12 protein-coding genes are annotated in these 24,603 nt (G+C 41.0%); 9 read left to right on the forward strand and 3 right to left on the reverse strand.

Annotated elements, in window-relative coordinates:
• Nucleotides 1-45 precede the first annotated feature (45 nt).
• Entirely contained in the window at nt 46-180 is a 135-nt protein-coding gene (locus BM378_RS20660) for a hypothetical protein (protein ID WP_036967016.1), read from the reverse strand.
• Between the two features lie 99 nt (nt 181-279).
• On the reverse strand, nt 280-1,200 hold the full coding sequence (locus BM378_RS15525; protein ID WP_074989546.1) for a 2-hydroxyacid dehydrogenase: 921 nt from the start codon (nt 1,198-1,200) through the stop codon (nt 280-282).
• A 115-nt stretch (nt 1,201-1,315) separates the two neighbouring features.
• Between BM378_RS15525 and olsF the strand changes: the two genes are divergently transcribed.
• Nucleotides 1,316-3,031, forward strand: a complete 1,716-nt coding sequence (olsF, locus tag BM378_RS15530; protein ID WP_036967009.1) for a bifunctional ornithine lipid synthase OlsF — start codon at nt 1,316-1,318, stop codon at nt 3,029-3,031.
• Nucleotides 3,032-3,075: 44 nt separating this feature from the next.
• On the opposite strand, the gene dapE is transcribed toward olsF, so the two are convergent.
• Complete coding sequence (gene dapE, locus BM378_RS15535) at nt 3,076-4,266, reverse strand: succinyl-diaminopimelate desuccinylase (protein WP_074989547.1); 1,191 nt, start codon at nt 4,264-4,266, stop codon at nt 3,076-3,078.
• 450 nt (nt 4,267-4,716) lie between these two features.
• Here dapE and BM378_RS15540 point away from each other — a divergent pair, with 450 nt between their 5' ends.
• The 8 genes from BM378_RS15540 to BM378_RS15575 all read left to right on the forward strand — a co-directional run bounded on the left by BM378_RS15540 (nt 4,717) and on the right by BM378_RS15575 (nt 24,282).
• Nucleotides 4,717-5,370: an OmpW/AlkL family protein gene (locus tag BM378_RS15540; RefSeq protein ID WP_074989548.1), complete on the forward strand. Its 654-nt coding sequence runs from the start codon at nt 4,717-4,719 to the stop codon at nt 5,368-5,370.
• Between the two features lie 332 nt (nt 5,371-5,702).
• Nucleotides 5,703-7,919 (forward strand): CapA family protein, encoded by a 2,217-nt coding sequence (locus BM378_RS15545; RefSeq protein WP_083422924.1) that lies wholly within the window; start codon nt 5,703-5,705, stop codon nt 7,917-7,919.
• Nucleotides 7,920-7,928: 9 nt separating this feature from the next.
• Nucleotides 7,929-9,851: a hypothetical protein gene (locus tag BM378_RS15550; protein ID WP_074989549.1), complete on the forward strand. Its 1,923-nt coding sequence runs from the start codon at nt 7,929-7,931 to the stop codon at nt 9,849-9,851.
• Nucleotides 9,851-12,967 (forward strand): poly-gamma-glutamate biosynthesis protein PgsC/CapC, encoded by a 3,117-nt coding sequence (locus BM378_RS15555; RefSeq protein WP_074989550.1) that lies wholly within the window; start codon nt 9,851-9,853, stop codon nt 12,965-12,967. The genes BM378_RS15550 and BM378_RS15555 overlap by 1 nt, the downstream gene beginning before the upstream one ends.
• Nucleotides 12,954-15,218, forward strand: coding sequence for a hypothetical protein (locus BM378_RS15560; RefSeq protein WP_074989551.1), 2,265 nt, complete (start codon nt 12,954-12,956; stop codon nt 15,216-15,218). The genes BM378_RS15555 and BM378_RS15560 overlap by 14 nt, the downstream gene beginning before the upstream one ends.
• Nucleotides 15,208-15,951 carry a hypothetical protein gene (locus BM378_RS15565; RefSeq protein ID WP_036966995.1) on the forward strand — a complete coding sequence of 248 codons (744 nt, stop codon included), beginning with the start codon at nt 15,208-15,210 and terminating at the stop codon, nt 15,949-15,951. The genes BM378_RS15560 and BM378_RS15565 overlap by 11 nt, the downstream gene beginning before the upstream one ends.
• Nucleotides 15,936-20,210 carry a hypothetical protein gene (locus BM378_RS15570; RefSeq protein ID WP_074989552.1) on the forward strand — a complete coding sequence of 1,425 codons (4,275 nt, stop codon included), beginning with the start codon at nt 15,936-15,938 and terminating at the stop codon, nt 20,208-20,210. Before BM378_RS15565 ends, BM378_RS15570 begins: the two co-directional genes overlap by 16 nt.
• Complete coding sequence (locus BM378_RS15575; protein ID WP_074989553.1) at nt 20,200-24,282, forward strand: poly-gamma-glutamate synthase PgsB; 4,083 nt, start codon at nt 20,200-20,202, stop codon at nt 24,280-24,282. The genes BM378_RS15570 and BM378_RS15575 overlap by 11 nt, the downstream gene beginning before the upstream one ends.
• The last annotated feature ends 321 nt before the right edge of the window (nt 24,283-24,603 follow it).

A 24,603-nucleotide genomic window follows, 5' to 3' on the forward strand; every position in this document is an offset into this window, starting at 1 on the left:
TGTAATCAGGTGCAACGCTCACTTTGCGAAGCACCTCTTAAAACGTTATGATTGACTTTGTACAATTTCTGGTACGTCAACACCTGCAGCATTGGCTTGATTAAACCATGCAGATATACCTAATACGATTACAGACACCACCACTAAGCTAAGTTTTGCCCCACCTTGATTAGATTTCATAACACCTCTTATTATTATTGTTGTTGGTTTATTGTCCACCAACAGCATAGCAAAGTTACAGATGTTAACAAGCTGTTTAATAAAATAATTTATTAGATGTCAATAACCTTTTGTTCTATCAACCAGATTTACTAGCCATTCCCCATTTAGTAATCTTTTTACATTACCTGCAATTTGTTCAGTTACCGTGTTTATATCCGATAAAGCAGCACAATGAGGAGTGAGTGTAATTTTATCATGAGACCAAAATGGGTGCCCTTCAGGTAAAGGCTCTTCAGCGAACACATCAAGCGTTGCGCCACGTAAGGAATTGTTATCTAAAGCCGCCAGCAAATCGGCGTCAACGACATGCTTACCACGGGCGACATTAATGAGCACCGCATGATTTTGCAGCTTACTTAATAATGCAGCATCAATAATGCCTGTAGTATGTTGATTAAGAGGCAACAAACACACCAAGTAGTCAACCTGTTTTAGCATTGTATTCAAGCCATTTTCTGTATGGTAACAAGTAACCTGTTGTTCTTGTTTTTCGCTATTTGACCATGCACTTACCGTAAAACCATTCGCCACTAAACGTTTGGCACATGCCTTTCCAAGCTCACCATAGCCTAAAATACCCACATGCTGATGTGCATAGGCTCGTTTGGGTTTCCATGCTCCTTGTGATTGTTTTAAAAAATATTCTTTCAATCTTAATTTTTGCGCTAATACATGGGTCAACACATATTCAGCCATATCGCTGGCAAGGGCCTCGTCGACAATACGTACCACAGGAACAGAGGGTGCAATCGCCGTTAAGTCAATGCTGTCTACGCCTGCACCAAACGACGACACAGCTTTTAAATTAGGGAGTTTCGCCCATAAGTCTGCAGGCGCATTCCACGCCAATACAAATTCAACGGCGCTATAATCTGTACATTCTGACCACAACTGTACTTCCACTTCGGGTAATAAAGTACGTAATCGTTCAATTAATTGACTGCAATCTCGGCCAGTGATTGCCACAAGTAAAATCATTTTGTTCTCCGCTTATCGTTAGCGCTCTTTAAAAAGTCACACAACTGCAACTTAACTGTCACAGCGAGCTTTTACCCTACTTATATCGCTAGATGCGTTTAAGATTGAGGTGTGTATGATCAGTGTTGATAAAGTAATAGAAGCAAATTTACCACAGTTAGAAAATTCACCAAAAGTAAAAGGGTTGGTAAAAAAGGGGTTAGGCTATTTATTACATGAACAAGAGTTTGTTGCCTTTGGCGATGCCTACCCTCACTTACAGGGACTCGAGTTTGTTGAGCAAGTACTCGATGAACTTGACTTTGATACACGTTACAAACCAAAACAAATGGAACACATCCCCAGTGAGGGCCATGTTGTTATTGTTGCGAACCACCCAATTGGCTCGCTCGATGCATTAGCATTAATCAAAGTGCTATCCAGCATTAGACCCGACCTTAAAGTCGTTGCTAACCGCATGCTGATGTCAATCACGCCAATGCACTCATTGTTATTACCCGTCGACAACTTATCGGGGACAAGTAAAAAGAAAGAGCTGGCCAATATTCAACAGCATTTAAAATCAGAAGGCGCATTGTTAATATTTCCGGCTGGTGAAGTGTCACGACTAAGCCCTACAGGTATCAAAGATTGTAAGTGGAACAGCGGCTTTTTACGCATGGCAAAAAAAGCCAACGCGCCGATCTTGCCAATTTATATTAAAGCCAAAAACAGCCCACTATTTTATGGCACTTCGATGATCTACAAACCATTAGCAAGCTTGTTATTGGTCAAAGAAATGTTTAAACAACGACAAAAATCGTTAGAGTTTGAAATTGGTGCATCAATACCGCCTGAGTCATATTTAATTGAGAATTTAAAAGATAAAGAAATTGCGCAATTAATCAGAAAGCAGCTTTATCGCCTGATCACTAAAAAGCCATTACCTTTAAAAACACAAACGCCAATCGCAAGCCCAGAGGCCACTAAGGATTTAAAGAAAGCCATTGAACAGTGCGAACTGCTCGGTGAAACATCAGACGGAATGAAAATTTATCTTTATCAATATAGCGGTAGCTCTCCGATTTTTCGTGAACTCGGTCGTTTACGCGAAATAGCCTTTCGTGCTGTCGGTGAAGGCAGTGGTAAGCGACGTGATATTGATAAATACGATATGGATTATCAGCACCTCGTACTGTGGGATGCAAAACAACTGGAACTAGTTGGTGCATATCGTCTTGCGTGTGCAAAAGATATTATAGAAAAACATGGCCAAAAGGGACTGTATACCGATAGCTTATTTAGTTACAGCGACGAAATGGCGCCATATTTCGCACAAGGTATTGAGCTGGGTCGCAGTTTTGTACAGCCCAAATATTGGGGCAGAAAAAGCCTCGATTACTTATGGTTTGGTATTGGTGCATTTGTAAATAGGTACCCGCAATATCGCTATTTATTTGGTGCTGTTAGTGTATCAAATGCCTTACCTGAACAAGCAAAATCTTTACTCGTTCATTACTATCAGCATTATTACGGTGCGCAGCAAACATTAGCGATACCCAACAATGAATTTCGTCATACTGAACAACAGCGTGAACAATGTACTCAGTTATTTTCAGGAAATGATATTAAAGAGGATTTTGTAGAGCTGAAGCATATTCTGGCTAATATTGGCGCTCAAGTCCCCACTTTGTTTAAACAATATACCGAATTATGCGAACCCGGCGGCGTACAATTTCTCAGCTTTAGTATCGATCCTGAGTTTAATAATTGTATCGATGGTCTTGTACTGGTTGATCTTAATAAAGTAAAGGCCAGTAAAGCTAAACGCTATTTGGGCGAGTCTCGCTAAAACACACAGTGGATATCGGCCAATCGGCCGATTATCTAAGCTTTTTAGGTGTTAACATTGCTAAAGATATTAACCAACAGCTCGCTGTAAATTTTTTCAATGAGTTGTAAGTCGGCCACAGGAACATGTTCATTCACCTGATGAATAGTGTGGTTTCGCACACCACATTCAATTACTTGCGTATGCTCACTCGCAAAAAAACGGCCATCTGATGTACCACCGTGAGTGCTTAAGACTGGAAATGTGCCTGTTACTTGATGTATCGCCTGCTCAACCTGTTTGAGCAAACAGCCGCCTGATTTATGGGGGGTGTAATAAGACTCACATGGGCGCTCCCACTGCACCTGTAGGTGCTGCGAAAAGTCAGCCAAGGCAGCCTGAATTTCATTTTTTATATCGGTACTTTTATAGCCATGGCTGTAACGTACATTAAACGTTAATTCACACTGTGCAGGCACAAGATTATCGACCACATTGGCAATATTAATACCGGTTACTTGTAATGTCGTTTCTGAGCTTGGTTCATCTTTAAACCAGTTAATGGCGATGAGTCGCTTTACGACCTCTGCGCTAATATGTGCCGCATTCACGGTGTTCTCAGGATAAGCAACATGCCCCGCTTTCCCTTTTATAAATAAACGTGCAGAAAGCGCTCCGCGGCGACCATTTTTAATCGTATCACCAACATGCAAATGACTGGTTGGCTCACCCACGAGGCACCCATCCAGTATGACGCCTTGTTGAGCCAGTTTCTGTGCAATTAAAAGAGAACCATACTCGGCTTCGCCTTCTTCATCTGAGGTGATCAACCAATAAAAGGTTCCTCGCACGTTTTTGCGTTGTTGCAGCAGCGCCTGTGTTGCACATAACATGGCAGCTACACCGCCTTTCATATCTGCGGCGCCGCGTCCATACACAGCGCCATCAACAATGTCACCCGAAAACGCATCAACTTTCCAATCCCCCTGTGCAGCAGGAACAACATCAATATGCCCTGAGAAAGCCACTACAGGTCCATCACCAAATGAGACTTTAGCGATTAGATTCGTTACTTGATTATCGCTAAACACATCACACTCAAAACCAACCGTGGTTAATTTTTTTGCTAACCAATCAATCGCTCCTGCTTGTGCGGGTGTGACAGATTTAAATCGAATTAAGGTTTGTAAAACATCAACCACCTCATCATAGGCAGATAAATGTTGCTCAACGTGTGAATTTAGTACGCAGTTCATAATAACCCTAGCCACTGAGATAAGTAAGGGTATTACAGCGCGCTTTTATTACCGCAATGTGAAAGTGAAAGTAATGACTGTTCGCCATGCATTATCGTCATTTGCATTCATTAATAAGCCTACTTTGCACAGCACGTTACTGTTGCGAAAACCATGATGAATAATGCCCCTCTCTGCCAAGGAAGGGCACAATTGCAGGCCCTTTTTTAGTAATGATTAAGATGTACTAAATACAAATAAACAATAAAAAAGAGCGGCTATAGAGGTTCAAAAAACCGATAAAAGTCAATTACTTTTTTTCTGTTCTTGGTTAAAAACTTAATCTAAATCAAAAAAAAGCTTCACTTCGTTCAAACATTTTTGAAACTTTGATCTAGAACAGGTTTTAGCTGTGTCGACTCGGTAATAATAGCCTCAACCAAACAAGACAAGTAGTTCGTGGAGAACAGCATGAAAACTAAATTAAGCATTGCATTACTGACTTCATTATTAGCACTCTCTCCTGTTGCAAACGCTAACTTAAGCGTCAACGTCGGTGCGATTAATGTTAACCCTGATAACGACAGTTCAAAAATCAACGAAGCACCTACTTTAGGTTTACGTGGTGATGACAATACACAAGTGGGTATCACTATCGATTACGCATTTAATGATAATTGGGTACTTGAGTTAGTTGCAGCAACCCCATTTAGTCATGATGTTCAAGGCACGGGTGGCTTAGCAGGCAACAAGATTGCTGACATTAAACAATTACCACCGTCGTTGATCGCGCAATATCACTTTTTAGATTCAACTTACAAATTCCGTCCATTTGTGGGTGTCGGTATCAACTATACAACGTTCTTTGATGAGCAGCCTTCAGCAGCGTTAAAAGCAACGCTGGGTACAAACGATGTAGAAGTAAAATTAGATGATTCATTTGGTTTTGCAGCACAAGCTGGTTTCAACTACATGATGAATGAAAACTGGGGTCTACACGGTATGGTTGCATTAATCGATATCGATACTGATGCAACCGTGTATGCAGATGGCGCAAAAGCACTCACATCAACGGTAGAAATCGATCCAGTTGTTACTATGCTTGGTGTTAAATACAAATTCTAACTTTCATTTTGTAAAAGCCCATACGCACAAAAAGGCCGCAAAGGCCTTTTTTATTGTCTTTTTATTCCTTTCTTCACAGCGCTAGTTGTATAAAATTAAAAGTAAAAATCTGCGAAGTATTAAATCTAAACTACACTTAACACTCGGTGCACAAACAAAGCACTAAAATTACAGTTTTGGTTATAAAAGTAGATGGCATGTTGCATTTATGAGGACAATATCTGAATTTTCAGAGTCAATGTTTGGTTGTTCCAATCTGTTAACGTCGATAGAATGCGTCCGCAGTAAATATTGCCCTAAAGAAATGTAAATAAAGTAAAAACGAGGATCATTTGTTTAAAGTAGTTGTGAGTTTTTTGCTTTTATTTGTTTGTCTTGGTTTAGCGGCATGCAAAGTAAAAGATCCAAATGAAGATAAACCTCAACAACAAAAGCAAGATGTGATCGACGCACATGAATCACTTTTAACAGGCCATGCTAGTGTCTCGCTGACTATAGTTAATGACGACTTAACTCCCTTAAGTAACATTCCTCTGACTATTGCAGAGCAACAATATACGACTGACAATGATGGTCAGGTATTCATTGATAAGCTGGGTTACGGTAATCATGCCATTACAATTCAACAGAATGGTTACTTTACCAAAGTAGGTATTCTTGTAAATCACCCAAACTCGACAACCACACAAATCAAACTCCATGCCAAACCTGCAACGAGTAAAAGCCTGGTATTTGGGGGTGATTCAATGTTTGGACGTCGTTACTTAGACCCGAGTCTCGCAACAATGGGCACCACAATCCCCAATGTGAGTGACGCACTCATTCGTCCAGCGACAGCCGCAGCTGATAGCATCGCAATTACTAAAGATATTGCTTCCCTGTTTAAATACGCAGATTTTGCTTCAGTCAATTTAGAGTCACCGATTACCAGTAACCCTGCTGTCGTTCATCCGACCAAAGAATTTAGCTTTTTTTCGTTACCTGATTCGTTACAAGGCTTAACAGAAATTGGGATTGATTACGTGGGCCTTGGTAATAATCATATCTACGATTATTTACAAACAGGTTTAGAAGACACACTACTTGAAATATCAAACACAGGGCTGCTGTATAGTGGTGCAGGTCTTGATGAATTTGCTGCATTCAGCCCTATTACAGCTCAGCTCGACACATTCAACTTAGTACTCTTTGCCGCTACAACAGTTACCGGAAAAGAACACGAACTTACTTACGTCACCGATGCAATGAAAGGCGGTGCCGCAGATTTAACAAATGCAGAGTACGTGCAAGAAACGCTTGAAAAAATACACCCAAGTAATTTTGTTATTGCGCAAATACATGGTGGTGAGGAATACACCTATTCTCCTTCGCGTTTTATTGCAAGTCACTTAATTGATTTATCAACGCAAAATACCGACTTACTCATTGCTCACCACCCTCATGTAGCACAAGGCTTTGCAGTATATAATAATGTGCCTGCCATTTTAGGGTTAGGTAACCTCGTGTTTGATCAAGCTCGCCTCGATACATTATTAGGGGTAACGGTGATGGTCGAACTAGACTCACAAACTCAAACCGTTCAGCGTGCATTTGCTTACCCTATTTTTATTGAAGATTACAAACCACGTTTTACAACGGGCTTTTTAAGTCACTATTTATTAAGGCGCCTAGCCGAATTTTCAGACGATAATATTACGCTTATCCCCCGCGATAATTATGCTGAGGTGTACTTTAAAAAAGCACACGCAACCAAACGTAATCACAAAGTCAGCGTTGAAGTAAATTCACAGACTCCTATCCTTGATTTACGTGAGTATGCTCCCTCTCATGCCGCCTATCTATCGGCAATAGAAGTCACCAATGGCACTTTAAATGAGCTTACTTTTGGGCGAGATTTAATGATTTTTGGGGACTTTGAAGATTGGGATAACGACAGCGATGCATTTGAAATTAGCCGCTGGGATCATAGCAGTAATAGCGTTTTACCGTGCACTGAAAACCCGCACAATGGCATTCAAGCTTTATGCTCAACACGCGATGAGTTTGATAATACCCCCTCAATCATTCCCTTCAGACACACAATGAGTGTGATGAAACTAACTGATGAAAATTTTCAACCAATGCTTAGCAAGCAGTTTTCTTTATTTGGCTACATTCAATCTGAAAACGGCGGCAAGCAAGAAAGCTTACTCACCTATACCACAGAGGTAGATGATCTGGCTTTTTCACAACATCAGGTCTTAATTAGTGAAGGTGGTGACAGAGCATGGCAATCCTTTAGTCACGATTTCACATTACCATCTGATGAATTTACATTAGATCAAAAAAAACAACCACCTCGGGGTGTAAAACTACAATTTAGGCACTATGCTCCTAATAAGGGAGAGGCCATGACTCGCTTTGATGATATTGCGATGATTTCATGGCAAAAAAGTGTTGCACTGCAAAACAGTCAGTGGAACACAGATAAAATGCACGGATATGACTTTTTAAAAGTCTCTGTAAATGATACAGCAAGCTTAACACTCACTTTTACTTCACTTGATTAAGGAAGAAGCGTGGCTGTCGCTCAACGATTATTGTTATTAAAGAATCACCATATTTTTTGGCTTACGCTTGGCTTGTTTGCTTTAGTGGTGATAAATAATGTTTTGAATCTTTTTCAAGCTAGCAATGCTTATTTCTATCAAAAGTTAGCATCGTTTGGTGAAACACAGCACACCAATATCGTACTTATAACAAGTAAGAACTTGGCTAAAAACCATTCAGAACTTATTGAAAAAATAACTGAATATAACCCCAAGGCCGTTATCGTTTTATCAAACCAAAATATAACACCTTCAATTACCAACCGTGTTTATTATCCTATAACGCAAAGCGAATACTGTGTACCACGTGTTGAAATGTGGTCAAGTTACCACATGCGAATCCCAGCCAATGATAAAGAGTCTCTGTGTAATAGCATCTGGCAAACTGTTTTTGGCTATGAAGGTCAGCAACCTCGGCTAATTGATTTTAAATTAGCGGTCAGTGCTCTCCCTAAATTCAGTGCTGAGCGGGTTCTAAGCTCTGATGTTATGAGTGAACAATTAAAGAATAAAGTCATTATTGTTGGCCAAACAAGTTCTGCGTTTAATGTAAATATTCATGCTCCTAAGTTAACGGGATTGAACGATCCTCTCCTGCTTATGGCCTATGCCGCAGACAGTATCGAAAAAACAACCTCGGTGATAGAGCTTAGACCTAGTTATAGCGCCCTCATTGAACTTGCTCTGGTAATTAGCCTGCTGTTTAGCTTTCAAAAACTGGCTGTTATTTACTCATTTGTCATTGCCTTGGCAAGTTGCCTTTTCTGGGTCGTGGTCAGTTACCTTGGTATCGTGTTTGCTGCTGTTTATATCCCTGTTGGCCAATACATTATTGTTATCTTTTCGACCCTTTTTTCGGCTTTGATTGTACGAAAACTATCTGAAGATAAAGCGCTAACGGGGGTTGTAAATAATATCCAACAGAAAATGATGGGCCGTTTTTTTCCGCAAACCTTTATTGAGCAAGCCTCTCCATGGGATCCAATAATTCAACTAATAAGCCAGCAATTAGATCTCGAAAAATCAATTTTTTTGGCGAGAAAAGAAGATGATCATCGCATTGTTGAAATAAGAGCGATCAATTGCGAACTCGACAATATCCAAGAAATGCGCCGTGACTACAAACGTTCCCCGTACAGTGACGCATTAAAAGCACTGGGTATTGTAAAGATTAGCCGACCTTTTTTTAAAAATGTGCTCAACACTGAAATAGAGTTTATGGTCCCCCTCGTATACGCGGGTGATGTTCGGGGTTTTTGGGCTTTATCGGTTATTCCAAATGAGACTTTTGATCGACACGCCTTTGAGAAAAATGTGAACAAATTTGCAGCACAAGTCGCTGAACTGCTCTTTCATTATCATATCTATAAAACAACTCAGGCGAAGAATCAGAACTTACTCAATAGACTTGTCTCGTTCAGACTGCATGAACCAATCGATCAGCAAGTTAAACGTTCGCTCAATGACATGGAGCAAAAGTTAACAACCTTAGAGTTGGTGTTTAATCATACACGCTGCGCAACAGTTCTCTTTAACCTGTTCGGTCAAGTCGTACAAACAAATGCAGCGTTAGAACACTTTGCTAAACAACATCAGCTTACCATTTTTGAAATGACAGCCTTAGATTTGTTATGTCATAGCTGCGCCCTTGATAGCGAAGTAGCCAAAGGTAAATTGCGCTATGTCACATTAAATAAGGCGGATATTCATTTACCGGCAGTCCTTAATAATCAACATTATGTTTTAAATATAAAAGCGATTCATACCGATGGATCGCAAACCGCTTCGGGTGAACCATTTCAAGTATCGGGTATTTTATTTGAATTTCTCGATACCTTTGAGAATGAGCCACAACTCGACGACGGTTTTGATGAAACCCTGAGTGAGCAATAATGGACTTTGTCTTAGCTCTCTTTCCTGCAGGCAGTGGCCTTGGACAGTCAGTTATTACCACCGTGTGGGTGGGTACGGCCGTTGTTTGTCTATTGAACTTACGTTTTGGTTTCCCATTAACGGGGCTTGTGGTGCCAGGTTATATCGTGCCTTTGCTCATCATCAGTCCCACATCTGCCGTCGTTATCATTATTGAAGCAATCGTTGTTTATGGCTTAATGCGATTTAGCGCCCATTACATAATGGAAAAATGTGGTTATGGCGAGATGTTTGGTCGTGACCGGTTTTTTGCCATTATATTGCTGAGTATTTTAGTACGTGTTTGTATGGACACGTTAGTGTGGCCTCCCGTTGCCAATCAATTAAGTCAGTGGGATATTACCCTAGACTACGCGTCACAACTGTACTCTTTGGGTCTTGTGATTATTGCTTTAACAGCAAATGTAATGTGGAATGGCGGCTTCAAATACGGTCTAAAAGTCACCTTTATTCAACTTGTGATCACCTTTGTGCTCGTTCGCTTCGTACTGATGCCGTTTACTAATTTCAGTATTGCTAATTTAGGTATTATGTACGAAGCCGTTGCGGCATCCATTATTGCCGCTCCCAAGGCCTATATTATTTTAGTGATCACGGCCTTTATTGCCTCAAGAGCAAACATAAAATACGGCTGGGAATTTAACGGAATAATGCTACCCGCCTTATTAGCACTTCAGTTAACTCAACCCAGTAAACTGTTGACCTCTTTCGCTGAAACAGCGGTCATTTTAGTGTTAGGCGGCTCGTTAATTCACTTTACTCGCCTTAAGCACGCCAATATTGAAGGCGCTCGATTACTGCTATTCTTCTTCACTATTGGCTTCGTGTATAAACTTATTCTCAACTACATTGTGGTGTGGTATTTCCCCGCTATAAAGGTCACCGATACGTTTGCATTTGGTTATATGCTTGCCACCTTACTTGCACTCAAAATTTACCAAAAAAACGCATTAGGGCTGGTGATCAGGGCAACGTTTCAAACTTCAGTCGTTGGGGGGGCATTTGCCATTTTGGTTGGTTTTATTGTGATGCTTGTTCCGTCAATGCTGTCAAAACACATTGAGACTTCAGACATTCAGAGTCACCACGTATTCACCCTTGACCAGCAAATCAGCCGTTACAAAAGTTATTTATATACCGCACAGTCAAGCAAAGTCACCGTGAGTAGCTATAAAGCAAATCAAGCTGTCACTGATTTTAAATATGGGGTTTACCAAGTTAATCAGGCGATTAAAAATAATCAATCGATAGCCAGTCTTAACGCGCTGCTTAACCCGATAGGATTCAGACTTGAAAGTGATGAAGACTATATTTATATAATAGACACGTTTGAAGATCAGCAGCGCGGCCTTTTCGTATTAAATAAAAATCCGCAATCAACGCCTTTATTGATCACCGTACCATTTCCTATCACCGAAAGTTTAGCAAGTGATTCAGCAGGGCTTATATTTCAGCACCTCAATAGCAAAGCGCTGGTTTATGGTACCGCAAAGACACCACAACAAACGTTAGCACAAGAGAATCAACAAAGTCCTTTCTATCAAGCATTTATTACAGCACTTAACGCTGATGAAGTATTGCAGGTACGTGAGTCTAACCACTTTACTAAAGTCTCTTTAACTGATTCTCCAGCAAAATCACAGAGCCAATATTGGATTTATAATCAACTTCCTGCATCAATAAGCCAACGAGAAATTCACCAATTTATGGGGTCTGAAGAAACGTTCTTTGGTAGCGCAACAGTAAATAGTCTACCCACCTCACAATTTTCGGGCTCCTTGCTTGAGGTGTTTTTAGATAGCGACAACTACGCGAGTATATTAGCCAATGCTTATCGCGATAATAAACGCTACAGCACACTTCAGTTTAATAAATTAGAACGAGACATTAACCAAATCATTGATGATTTTTCTGTGCATATCAGTGAAAAAGGCAGTTTTAAATATCAACCGCTGTCTAAAAACCAGGTGGCCCTTTGGGAGTTCGAAATACTCAAACCACTGTATAAATTAATTGCACAGATAGGAAATGATCCTCTCAATGAGAATAACCTAAATCAGTTAAAACAAATTAATGGCACTGCTGAGTTACTTAACTACCAATTACAACAGGTCCAGACAATGAACGGCCGCTATTTACTATTGAGCCCTCAGGACAAAAACCAAGCGTATCAGCAAGGTCAGGGCTTATATATCTTTAAGTTAAGTGAACATGAGTCTATCACTCTTAGTGTTCCCCGCCCTTTATTTGAAAGTAATACATTGGCTGTTGCCAGCGAGTTGTTCAGCCGCACCAATGCAGCTTACTTAGCAATTGCGGGTGCTCATCCGTATGCACATCCAAAAGCGAATGTATTAGCCGTCGATAATGTAGAGTCGTTATTTAATATCGTTCATCAAAGCTACTTACGCTTTAATGAAATGACACCCAGTTTAAACATTCAGATAAGAAGCCACAGCGCGCCTTCTTGGGTGCGCCCGAATGCTATCGCGTTCTCGACGACACAGATTAATGAGCTTGCCACACCACTGATGAATCAACTGAGTAATCAGTTAACAGCTTTGGGAATTAAGTATCAAGTTGTTGAAGGACAAGCAGCAACCAGAGGGCTTGAAATTGGTAACTCTCCTCAAGCGGGCTATCAACAATTTAATGCGAATAGCGAGCTGACAACCTTGTGGTTAGCGTCTGATTTCAAAACACAATTTTCAGTAAGCCAAACCAGTTTGTTACAGCGTTTACTGGCTATTTCGAACACCCCAACACTGACAGTGATCAATCTCGCTACTTTGTCGCCGTCGAACTGGCAAGCGTTAAGCGACCTTGATAAGCAAAATATGAAGAGCATTATTGATAGCTACGCCGCGAACCAACGTCTCACGTCTTTAGCACGATTATGCAACGAAATGAATAAGTGTTCACTGCACACAATTGAGTTAGAGCATGTCAATAAATATGCTTTGATGTTCAAACACAACAGCAAAATCACAGCCATATATTACCCCACTAAAAATCAGCTATTTGACCTAGATGGGTTTAATCTTATGATGAGCGGAGGCGACAGTGTATTTAATTAAACGCTTGCTTGCGCTACTTGTTATTGTCAGTGTGGTATTCACCCTACTGTTCTTTGGTCGACACTTTTTTGTTTGGCTCGATTCAGCTGAGCCTATTGGTGCCAGCACAGGCGAAGAAACACGCTCTAATGTGCAATGGTTGAGTAGCGATAAGCCGCTGCGATTCAATTTTTCGAATCAGCGGACCCACTCGTTGCGCATTCTTTCTAATGCCGTATTTGATAACTCGATTTCTTTTGATCAACCGGTTAACTACGCTATTAAGTATGTTCTGTATGACCAACAAGAGCGTGTGATTTTAGACGATGTTTATCATCATGCTTCTAAGCTGTACACCGACTTAGACGGCCAAAAAATTAAGCAAATTATTGAAAACAAACAATCCTTGAGTGTTGCCTCGGGACAATCTTTTTACTTACCCATAGCTCATTACCCACATGCAACCAGCTTAGAGCTGACTATGATCCCCGAACAGGCTAATCTTCAAGGAGTGGTCGTTCGTGTGCATGCTAAAACCCCTGAACAAGGTATTGATCCTCTTAACACATGGCTTAAAAGACCATTAGATCGCCGTCAACGGGCAACAAACTATTTAACATTAGGTGAAAATGCCTTAACCAGTAACGAAATCAGTAATGCGATGGCTTACTGGTGGCAGAAAATCGCCCCACAGGGTATTCCAGATATCGACTTTAAATCTGATATTCTCTACGAAAGCCTCCCCTATAACGTGTTGACCTATGACTTTAGTGCTGAGCAGCACGATTTAGGTGCTTACTTTACCGAAGAGGGTTTATGCGCCAGCGTTCGCTTAGATGAACCCGACAGCCTTATTTTCACCGTCAAAGAAGGCGCAAAACTGCCACATTTAATGTGGTATGACAAACTGCAACTCTCGGCGCCGACGCCTGTCAGCTTTGCTCCTACCGATATTGAAAACCGCTATCAAACACAGCTCATTGCAGCTGGATTAGTGAGTATTTGTAGTGATGAAGCGATACTTACTCAATGGCAAACTCTCTCAGACACCCCAATTTTAACAAGTTATGCTGGCAGTTATTTAATAAATGAGCAAGGCAATGTCGAGTTTGATATTGACCCCAAAAGTGACTTAAAGCTAGACGTACGCGCTTTAGAAACAAGTCAGTTAGAAGTCGTATTATTTGATCAAACACACACAGAAATCGAACGCTACTCTTTAGCGCATAAAGGCGACGTCTCACACGACGATCGCCTTATCGACGATACAACGCAAAGGCAGCGTGTTGGTTTACTCACCTCGTATTATTTGCGCACGCCAGCTAATGCGTATCGAGTACAAATAAACGCGAATAAAGACGCTTATGTCCTGTTGCGCGCTCGTTACGCACAATTTCATTATCAGCGTGTAGTTGCTCATCAAAATATCACAACGCCGATTGATCAATTTTATGATATTGCAGCGTGGTACGAACTACGCGCGAATAATCACTTTGAATTAACGCAGCAGGCACGTTTTGCCAATATTCGAACCTTTACGCCCCCTGCTGAAGTTGAGCCAATGACGACCTTTTATCAGCCAAGAGAGCTTTACACTCTACTGCCTATTTCAAATGTGGCCCTCGCACTTAGCCCTGACCGTTACTTTATACCTAAACAACCGGCACAAATTTTTAACTTTGGACTTTACACACCTAAGACCCCAGCCAGTTATTCTGATACGGGTGATAACAAACTGATTTTTAGGTTGTCTAATACCCGTGCTCAAGAACGTAATGCATCAGATGTGTCAGCGACTGAGTTAAAACAATTACAAAATAAAGCAACGGCAACCTATCAAAACTGGCATGGTGAGAGACCGTGGATTAAACAACGCCTCTATCAACTCAATAAAAATACGCCTTTAACACTCAACTTTGATGCGCAAGAACAACCAATGAGTGTGGTCTTTAAGCTGTTTCGTTCGCGCAGTGCACAGCCTATTGAGTTTAACATTCTTGAAAAAGCTAATTACAAATCAGGATTAACCAGCGAGTACAGTATCGCTAAACAGCGTGTTCAATTGCATAGCTCAGAATTACTTAACGCGTTTCTAATTCATCCAAAAAATAGCCAATTAAATAGCTACCCTAGCGTCACGCATACGGTATCAAGTGACATAAATAAACTGCACTCACTGACAATTAGCGCATCTGAGACAGTCTGGTTATCGATACTTCAGGAGTACCCGCTGGGGGAGCAAAAAGTAAGGTGGTGGAACAATGAATATTAAGTTTATCATCATTATCATGGGGTTATTGGTCTCGGCATGCCAAGCTGAATCAAACATCTCTGAACTTCATACCGACTTTCAACAGTGGTTAAAAAATAGCGAGGCCGTCCCTTCCCATTTCACGTTAAAGGATGGAGGGTTATACGCAAAGGAATCATTAGATTCTGGCGGTGAAATACATTTTAAAGAAACCGGATATGCCTGTATTGCGTATGCCCCACACCGCTTCTATGACCTGCATACTTTAGATATTGCACGCTCCCTATTTAATGACTGCCAGGTACTCCTTACCAATACCAAGCACCGCACAAGTCGCGACGCAAATGGCGTGCTGATTGACTTTGGTAAATATAAAGAAAGTGCTGCAAATGCATTTATTTTAGCCTATGCGGATACCGTTGAGTCTTTTACCATTTTCCAATTACATGGATTCGCCAAAGAAAAACGTAAAACTAATCAAGGCAGAAAAGCCGACATTATTGTCAGTCAAGGTCGTGAAAATGCATCGTTATTTACACGTAATATCACCGACTGCCTAAATGAAAAACTAAACGTTACTGTGATGCTCTATGGCCGAGATATTTATGAGCTTGGAGGAACAAAAAATATACTCACAACCCTTGCGCCAAGCAATAGTCAATTTATCCATATTGAATTAAGCCGCGAAATTCGCGAAAAATTAATTACTGATAACCACTTATTAAAGCTGTTTAAACAATGCCTTACTTCGTAATTGCTCTCGTTAGTATAACGCTGCTGCTATGTCAGCCAGCCAAAGCCTCACAGCCAAAACACGCCGTGCTGATGCCCCCTACTTGGTTAAACACATCACCACACTTATCGCCTTTGGCGACAACGCAGCACCTAACTTTTGATGCCAAACAGCACCGTTATTTGTGGCTACCTGAAGGTCATTGGCTTGAAATAGCCCCCGCACTTTTAAATCAGTTTATTCTAAGTGCAGGTAACACGCAGTATTTACAACAACGTTTACGCGTTCACAGCGACTTACTTTGTAATACCAAACGCTGTCAGCTGCCAGCCACTGGGCATAACCGCATTATTGCCATACAAAATCATCTCGACGAGCGTGCTGAATTTACTGCCATGATAGGCCATTACCAAGGCGCAAGAGACAGCTTTAGGCGCGCCATAAAAATAGCCGCTCCTTCCATACAACTAAGCTCTGCCCAAGGAAATGAGCGGTATTATGCGCTCAAAAAAAATGAAGAAGTGAAACTGTTTTTTCCTGCTGCAAAAAAACTAACGATCTCTGTACGTCAAAATATGCAGCAGCCCGATCCTAATGGTGTGGTGTACGCATCTATTGATAACGAACTGGTTGCTAGAGTAAATACCATAAATAGCCAAGCATTTGAGTTTAGCGAATACGATGTAGGCCTCGTAAACAGTGACTACCTTGCCATTGCGGCTGGGCAGTATTTAACTCTTAAAAGTCACACCAATGCGTATATTAAAATAGAGCAAAGCCACCGCGCTATTTATGATGACCGCGCAGCCGAAAAAGAACAAGAAAAACTGTTACTCCCCTATTGGCTAACCACCGCAAATGAAGCGATTGAATCGGTTTATAACACACACTCTTTTAGTGTGTTTAGCGATGATGTGTACACACAAAACAACCCGCTTTCTATAAAACGTCATTACAACTTATTATCGATGATGACAGTGCAATCAAAACTCACTGGCAGCACTGAGCATTCATCACTACAAATGCATAGCAAAACCATTAGCGAATTAGTGGAGCAACGCCTCGTTGATGAGCGGTTTTACCCACGTATTAATCAGCAAGTGCGCGAATTAACCTACCTTGGACACCAACCCATTGAGTTCGATTTAAGCATTCAACAACGTGCAACGCCGTGGTTAACCCTTATTGCAAAAACACAACAAGACACCCAATTTCAGTTAACCGCGGGTGAGCGTAATTGGCTTATAAACCTAAAAGCGACCGAACATTATCAAACACTTATGATTTCGGTGCCTATTTCAACCTCATCGGTAACGATTAAAAGGCTAACCAACACCTCGAAGCCTATCGATTTTGCCCTGTATGCGAGAACACTCGCCTCTTTACCGAGTGACGAATTACTGTATCAGCAACAGGGAGACCTCACTGAAACAAGCCCTATTATCGCTAATTTATTGAGTCGCTATTTAAACAAACAACATGACGACTATGTGGCTTCAATCGAACCCTATACACCGGCTTTGCAAAATAACCCCGATATAGACTGGCAAGCGTCACTCACAAAAGCACAACATATTGCTACATCAGCGCCTCTAGAAGCACTGGCTTTGTTAAAACCGTTGAGCACAAGCCCAGACCCTGATATTGCAATTCAAGCATGGCAGCTAAGAGTAGCCATACTGCGTGAACAACATCAGTTTCACCTTGCCAACAGTTACCTTGAAGGCTTGTATAAAAGCGCGCAGCACGCTCAGTTAAAACACTATGCCGCACAAGCCCTTGTTCGTGCCTATCAAGCAGAACAAATCGAACATAAACTTTTTGCATTATGTGCGGGGAACGTGAGGACAATAGAGCAATGTGAAGCTCAACTTATAAACCTCGCAGTAAAACAGCAAAAGAACCGTTTAGCAGTATGGCTTGCACATCAAACCCAGGCGCAAACACAGGTTGAACACAGTTTTAGTGCGCTCAATTATCAGAGTTTAACGGAACTTGAAAAACCTGAAGAGGCACTTTATCAACGCTCTATTGGCTCGCAATACGCGTTTATTAACCCAGAAGGAAAGCAACAAAGCACCCTCGTTAATAACGATATACCTTGGGTATTTACCGCTAACCGCGCAATGCATTTAAGCATAAAGGCGCGGACTAAAGCCGATCAAAGTGGTGAATATCATACCGCGTGGTTGAAAGCTGATAGTCAGTATCAGCATAAGTTAATGCCCATTTTTAGTGATATAGCGGCCACATCCCAATTCGTCAGTAATCAGCAAGCAGTCTCTATTGCCGCTAATTTGGTTATTAGCTTGCAAGCCGGTGAAACGCTCACTGTGACCACCAATCAAGCTGCTTACCTTGATATAAGTGTTATTCCAAAGCCGTTATTTGCACTTTTTGATTATTATTCTGATGCCACCACTCAAGCAACCAGCGATGATATTAGCTCGCTTATTCATGCGTACGATACAACGCCAAACAAACTCCTTATCAATGGGTTGTATCTACTATCTGAAAAACGCCTCAGCAATAATCAGTACACACAACTGCTGCAACGAATCGACACATTTCCCCCCTCTGCCCATTCGGTTTTCTTACAAAATAGAATTGAACGCTTTGGTCAGTGGCAGCCCATTGAAAACATGCTCGATTACGCTGGTACACGCCTGTTTAATATGCAAGAGACTGAACAACGTAGTTTTGCCGACAGGTTTGCTCAACACACGACTCAATCCGCACCTGAGCAAGGGATTTTATTACGCCCTTTTCATACTTTATACGTTGATTTAACGAAGACTGAAGGCACACAAATTCGCTTTAAATTTAACTTTTCTAGCGCAGAATTAGCGCGTGCAAATAGAGCAAATATCTCTTTTCAGTTAGCAAATCAACAAAAGGTGTGGTCTGTTTCTGAGCAGCAAAGCATTCCATTCACTTTTAATAAGCGAGAGTTAAACAACAATACAATTGCCGTACGTTGGCTCAACCCATACCTGTCGCAACAGCTTGCTATTGAAGCAGAGCAATATATTGCGGGGCAATGGAGAGCGTTGCCGCTACCAACAAATTTAGCGTTTTATACTGTATCAGCTGATACGCCACTTATTGCTAACTTACCTGCCGATACATTAGTAAAACTAGAAGAGATGAATGAAAACAAACGCAGCGAGCGTCGTTTTTTCCATCCAGCAGGTAAAATTGAAGTGCGCACGGATCAATTAAAGTATGTACGCCTCTATCGTTGGCATTTAAGTGAAAGAAACAACAAGATTACGAGTTTTTCTGACATCAATACGCCACTGCCAGAATTAGTCACTTATCAGGCCCCATCAATACCTAAAATAGTGAATAAGCAAGCCACTTTGCATAGCGATGAGACCAACCTACAAGGCTTTATTCGCTTTGATCGACAACATATATTTCAAAGTGCAGAAGACATTCCTGCACAACAAGAAACCGACATAGGTGTGAGGCTTCGCTTTAATGATCAACAACATTGGTATCAATTAGAAGGCTATTATGCGTTTGACGAAAAGCAGCATGACTTCATTGCCTTAAATGGTTACCACTCTTGGCTTGATGACACGAGTCATTGGTTTATCGATTCACAGATCACTAGTCGATGGCAGCTTAGTCGTGATAACTCTGATAGCCAATACGCGTTAAATGGCGCGATTAGTATTGGACAAGTATGGCGCCAAGATACAGTGCATCGGCATCAATGGTCTGTTGCCCCCTTTATTCACATCAGTAGCGCAGACTTAAACGACTACCTTAATGACGAGAAACTAAACTCTAATATTTTTAATTTTTATCGTGAAAATCATGCTTCTGGCTGGCAAGGTTCTTACCAATATCGCTACCAACCTTGGGTAGATAACTACCTCAACTTTGGTGTTGCATCTGGCTCAAATGATGATTGGCTAAGTCTTGATTATTTGCGGTTTAACAGCAGTTGGAACCAATATTACCATGGTCACATTTTGCAAGTTGGTCTTGATAGCTACTACCGTTTTGCCGATGATCATCGTGCAACAGCCACGTGGCAGTACATCAGTCGCGTAGCTTGGCAAAAGCAAATTGATATCGGCTCCTTCTCACAGGGTTGGCTAAAAATCAGTTGGCAGCAAGACTGGGGATGGAATAACCATAATATCAGTCTGGAATTTTCATCGGGCAATAATCAGCATACTGGCTTTGCTCCCTATGCCCATGATGAAATTATTTTTCCGACACTTCAACTTAACCATTTGCTAGAGCGAAGAGATTATGAGCAGTAAAGAACTTAAAAAACGCTTAGAAACCTTACTTTTTGCAGATATCGCAAGCTTTTGGTTAGATCTCTACAGGCAAAAATACCGTCAATTAGTCAACGAGCTAAGTCAATGGGAATTGATCAAGAACCAACCAGACGGACACGACGAAGATGACTGGCTATTACTGCAAGCAATTGCCTTTTTAACTCATAAAATAGATACCCTACAACATCAACTTACAAAGTTAGATGCAGATCACAGCCGTTTTATAGAAAAGCTAAGTCATGCCGAACTCAAAGCAGAAAGACAGTTCCATATACTGGATTATGCGGCCACGTTAGGGGCTGATAAACAACAGTTACAACAAGATCAAGAAGCCTTCGCACGTTGGTTTGATGAAGGGGCCATGATCAACCGTTATCAAGATAAAGTGTCTGAACTTGAGCAATCATTAAAGTTTTTAATTGGTAAACTGGGCGACTTAACGCACCGTTATTTATGCCTTCATTTACATGAAATAGAGCAGTCATGGCAAACCGTAAATTTAGAAAGCTTTTTTTTAGATTTACTCGAACACACTGATAATGATGCAATAAAAAACTCTCTTTTTAGAGCCTTGGCAAACCAAGTTACTTTATTAAGCGAGCATGTGGACGATCCGGAATTTAGCGCGGATCTGGTTGAAATGCTGTTACTCTCACTTGAGAAATCAACCACACCACATGCAGCCAAAGTGGATATATTAGAAATATTGATCAACCTTCGCCCCACCTTTACCCGTTATTTCATGCGTTCGCACATTGACTTAGAGGTCCCAAAGACGGGTAAAGCTGACCGCCAGCAATTATTTTTATTAAGCGCTTTTTCAGCCATCATCAGTAAACAACAAACGCTCAATGAGGCAAATCAAAACCTGTTACAGTTGCTGGCAGCTCACCCCTACCCGCGCGTGCGTCAAAGTGTGATAGAACAATGTTTTATTTTGCCGTGCTCATTCGCACTTGCACTAATAACCGAGCGTTTAGAAAAAGAAACCCACCTCGCAATCAGGCTCACATTAATTAAACAATTAACCGCAACCCGATTTAGCGATGGGCAACACAGCTTGATTATTTGGCAACAGCAACTGATGCAAGCTCAACATTTTGCAGAGCAACGTTTATTGCTCGAACTTGCACCACGTATTATGTTTAATTTACAGGTTGAGTGTGAGGAGCAACAAGCCAATACGATTTTCAAGCGCTTCATCGACACCTTAAATAAACACCTTGAAGCACAACAAAACCTTGCCATAAAGCGGATTATTAGCCGTGTCCGTGAACAACTTGTCAGTTTTATGCACCAACAACACGTTGCTCAACTCGAGGCAAACTTAAACACCCATTCGTCAATCAATAACCAAAACATTGACGAGGCACTACTAGGCCGGCTTTTAAGTCAACAGGCGCAAAAATATGAAGCCTACAATGTGAGTCAAAAGAAACAAGGTTGGCACATAAATCAAGGTTATCAACGCGGCTTCCGCTTTTGGCGCTTTTGGCATGAATTTAAAAACCCCAGTACAGGTAAGCGCCAAAGCTATAACCATTTACAAGCAAGAAAACCCAGTGCATACATGCATGTTCCTAGCTGCACTGTCGCAGAAATTAGCCAAACAGATGTCCCCGGCGAACCGCGATTTGATGACCTACAATTTAGTTCGCGTCCTCATTTGCCATTGCTCGACTTTCTTTTAAGTACTTTATCGCAAGATAACTTAAAATCCCCAGCGAAAACCTATACCCCTGACGGCATATTAGTCGTAACACCACCCAAAACAGTATTTAAACGCCTTCAAGCATACTGCTGGATTTCATTTAACTTTGAAGAACTTAATAATTTACGAAACGGCTCAGACATAGAGCAAAATAATTTTTTAAATGCTTTAAGAGCGAAAGGATTTACATTTGATTTCCAACAATATGGTGCGGTACTCGATAGCGACTTCCCGGTAGAATCAAGTATTGCGACTCTGTATAAAAAACTCGCCGTTACCCCTTTTATGTTTAATATTTGGGTGAGCTTTAAAGAATATGCCTATTCAATTTATCAAAACAGTATTGGTCAGCTGGTATTTTTCGTGCTGGCTTTCATAGGTTACTTTTGGACACGCCACATAAAAGTGAGCCGCCAAATTCGCGCCGACAGAGCGCAAATTCCTGTATCTATTGGTGGTTGGGGTACTCGCGGAAAATCAGGTACAGAGCGATTAAAAGCAGCACTGTTTAGTAGCTTGAGTTTAAAGCTAATCAGTAAAACAACAGGCTGTGAAGCCACATTAATTTATGCAAGAGCCAGTGGTGAGCAATTCGAAATCCCCTTGTTCAGACCATTCGATAAAGCCAGTATTTGGGAGCAAGGTGATGTGCTTCATTTTGCAAAAAATGTTAAGGCCGATGTGTTTTTGTGGGAATGCATGGGGTTAACACCTCGTTATGTCCGTATTCTGAGAAACTGGATGCAAGATAACTTTTCAACAATAACCAATGCATACCCAGATCATGAAGATATATTAGGCCCCACAGGCATTGATGTTGCAAACGAAACAAGTCATTTCATTGGTGAGAATAGCCTTGTTTTTACCAGTGAACAAAATATGGCGCCGATTTTAGAACTCAATGCCAAACGAAAAAATGCCAGTTTAATTCAAGTGCATTGGGCAGATGGTATGCAAGTTACTGACGATATTCGTGCTTTATACCCATATCAAGAACACCCCGCTAATATTGCCCTTGTGTGTAAAATGGCGCAACACATCGGCCTTAGTAAAGACTATGTGTTTAAAGAAACCTCTGCACGCATTATTCCTGATATCGGCGTATTGCAACACTACCCACAGGCACGCATAGGCGCAATATCTCAGTCGTTTGTTAATAGCATGTCAGCCAATGAGCGCCTAGCAACACTAGAAAATTGGCAGCGATTGAGCCTTTATGATTTAAATAATAAAGCAGATACGCAAGTGATCGCCTTAATCAATAACCGTAATGATCGTGTGGCACGCTCCAAGGTGTTTGCCGGCATTTTAAGCCATGATTTGCGATTCGACCGCATCGTTGTCATTGGTACTAACGTCGATGGTTTTTATAGTTATTACCTGCAAGCACTCACAGAGCGCATCGATAAAATTATCAGCAATAATGACACCAAGGCCCTTGAGATTTTACTCACTCAGCTTAATTTAATGTCATCTTGTCAACTAAAGGCACGTTTAGTTATCGCCTTTGATGAAGATATTGCTGAGAAATTACTCTTGTTAGCGCACCGCACTTCAGTAGATAAAACCGATATCAGCGAAGTACTCACGGATGCGAGTAAAAAGGAAATTTCGACAATCCTATTAAATCTAAAACATTATCAAGCCCGAACAACCTTAGACTCTTTAAAACAAGACACATCTAAGCACAGTGAAGAAATCAAGCAGCAACTCCTCAGTATTGCAAAATCAAAAGTGACCTTGCTTGATGATAGTAGTTTATCTGCGGATGCACTCACCGACACAATCTCTGACTTAGCATTAGCAAATACTCATCAAGTCATTGTTGGGATGCAAAATATTAAAGGTGTCGGCCTCAATTATGTTTATGCATGGCAACAGTGGCAAAAGATTTCACACTCGGTAGAACACCTTTTTGATGAGCAATGCACGGCCAAAGAGTTTAGGAGTACACTGTCTAATTTAAATATGATTGTGTCTTTCAATCGTTTAGATATTGATTATCTTCAAGAAAAACTAGCGCTTTTAAAGAAAAGTGCATTGGCGCAAAATGAGTTTTGCCAAGCTGAGATCACAAGTCTATTCAACAAACTAGATAAAACAGATAACAAGCAACAACACACACAACAACATCAACATGCTTTTACACGTTACTTTAACCAAGTCGTTGAATCTTTTTTAGATGCAGGGGCTGCTGTTAAACGTAAAAAGCGCGCGAATCAAATTTACCAAGACATTGCTGATCAACGCATCACATTAGAAAAAGCCATAAAAGTATTGGGTAAGTTAAATCGAAATCAAAAAGCGGGGTGGTTTGCGAACAAGTCAGAACAAGATTAACTAAATAATGACAAAGTAAAATAAAAACCATACTAAAGGAGGTTTAGCATTTTAAACCTCAAAACAATTGAAAAATCAGAATTTTCCCAAAGATAAAACAACTGTTTTATCGTCAATAAGTTACCTAATTATTAGGGTATTTCGCATATAAACAGGACCGTTCCTCGTTTGAATACGCATACTCTAAAGCAGTAAGATGATACCTGTTCAGAATAGATCATTGCAGAGACAGTATTCGTTATAAAACGACTTAACGTTTGTTAGCCACACGGTGTGTACAGCGAAATAAATTGTGTTCAAAGCCTCAAAAATGCCGGCAAA

Origin of the sequence: Pseudoalteromonas lipolytica, from assembly GCF_900116435.1 — a bacterium.
Lineage (GTDB): Bacteria > Pseudomonadota > Gammaproteobacteria > Enterobacterales > Alteromonadaceae > Pseudoalteromonas > Pseudoalteromonas lipolytica.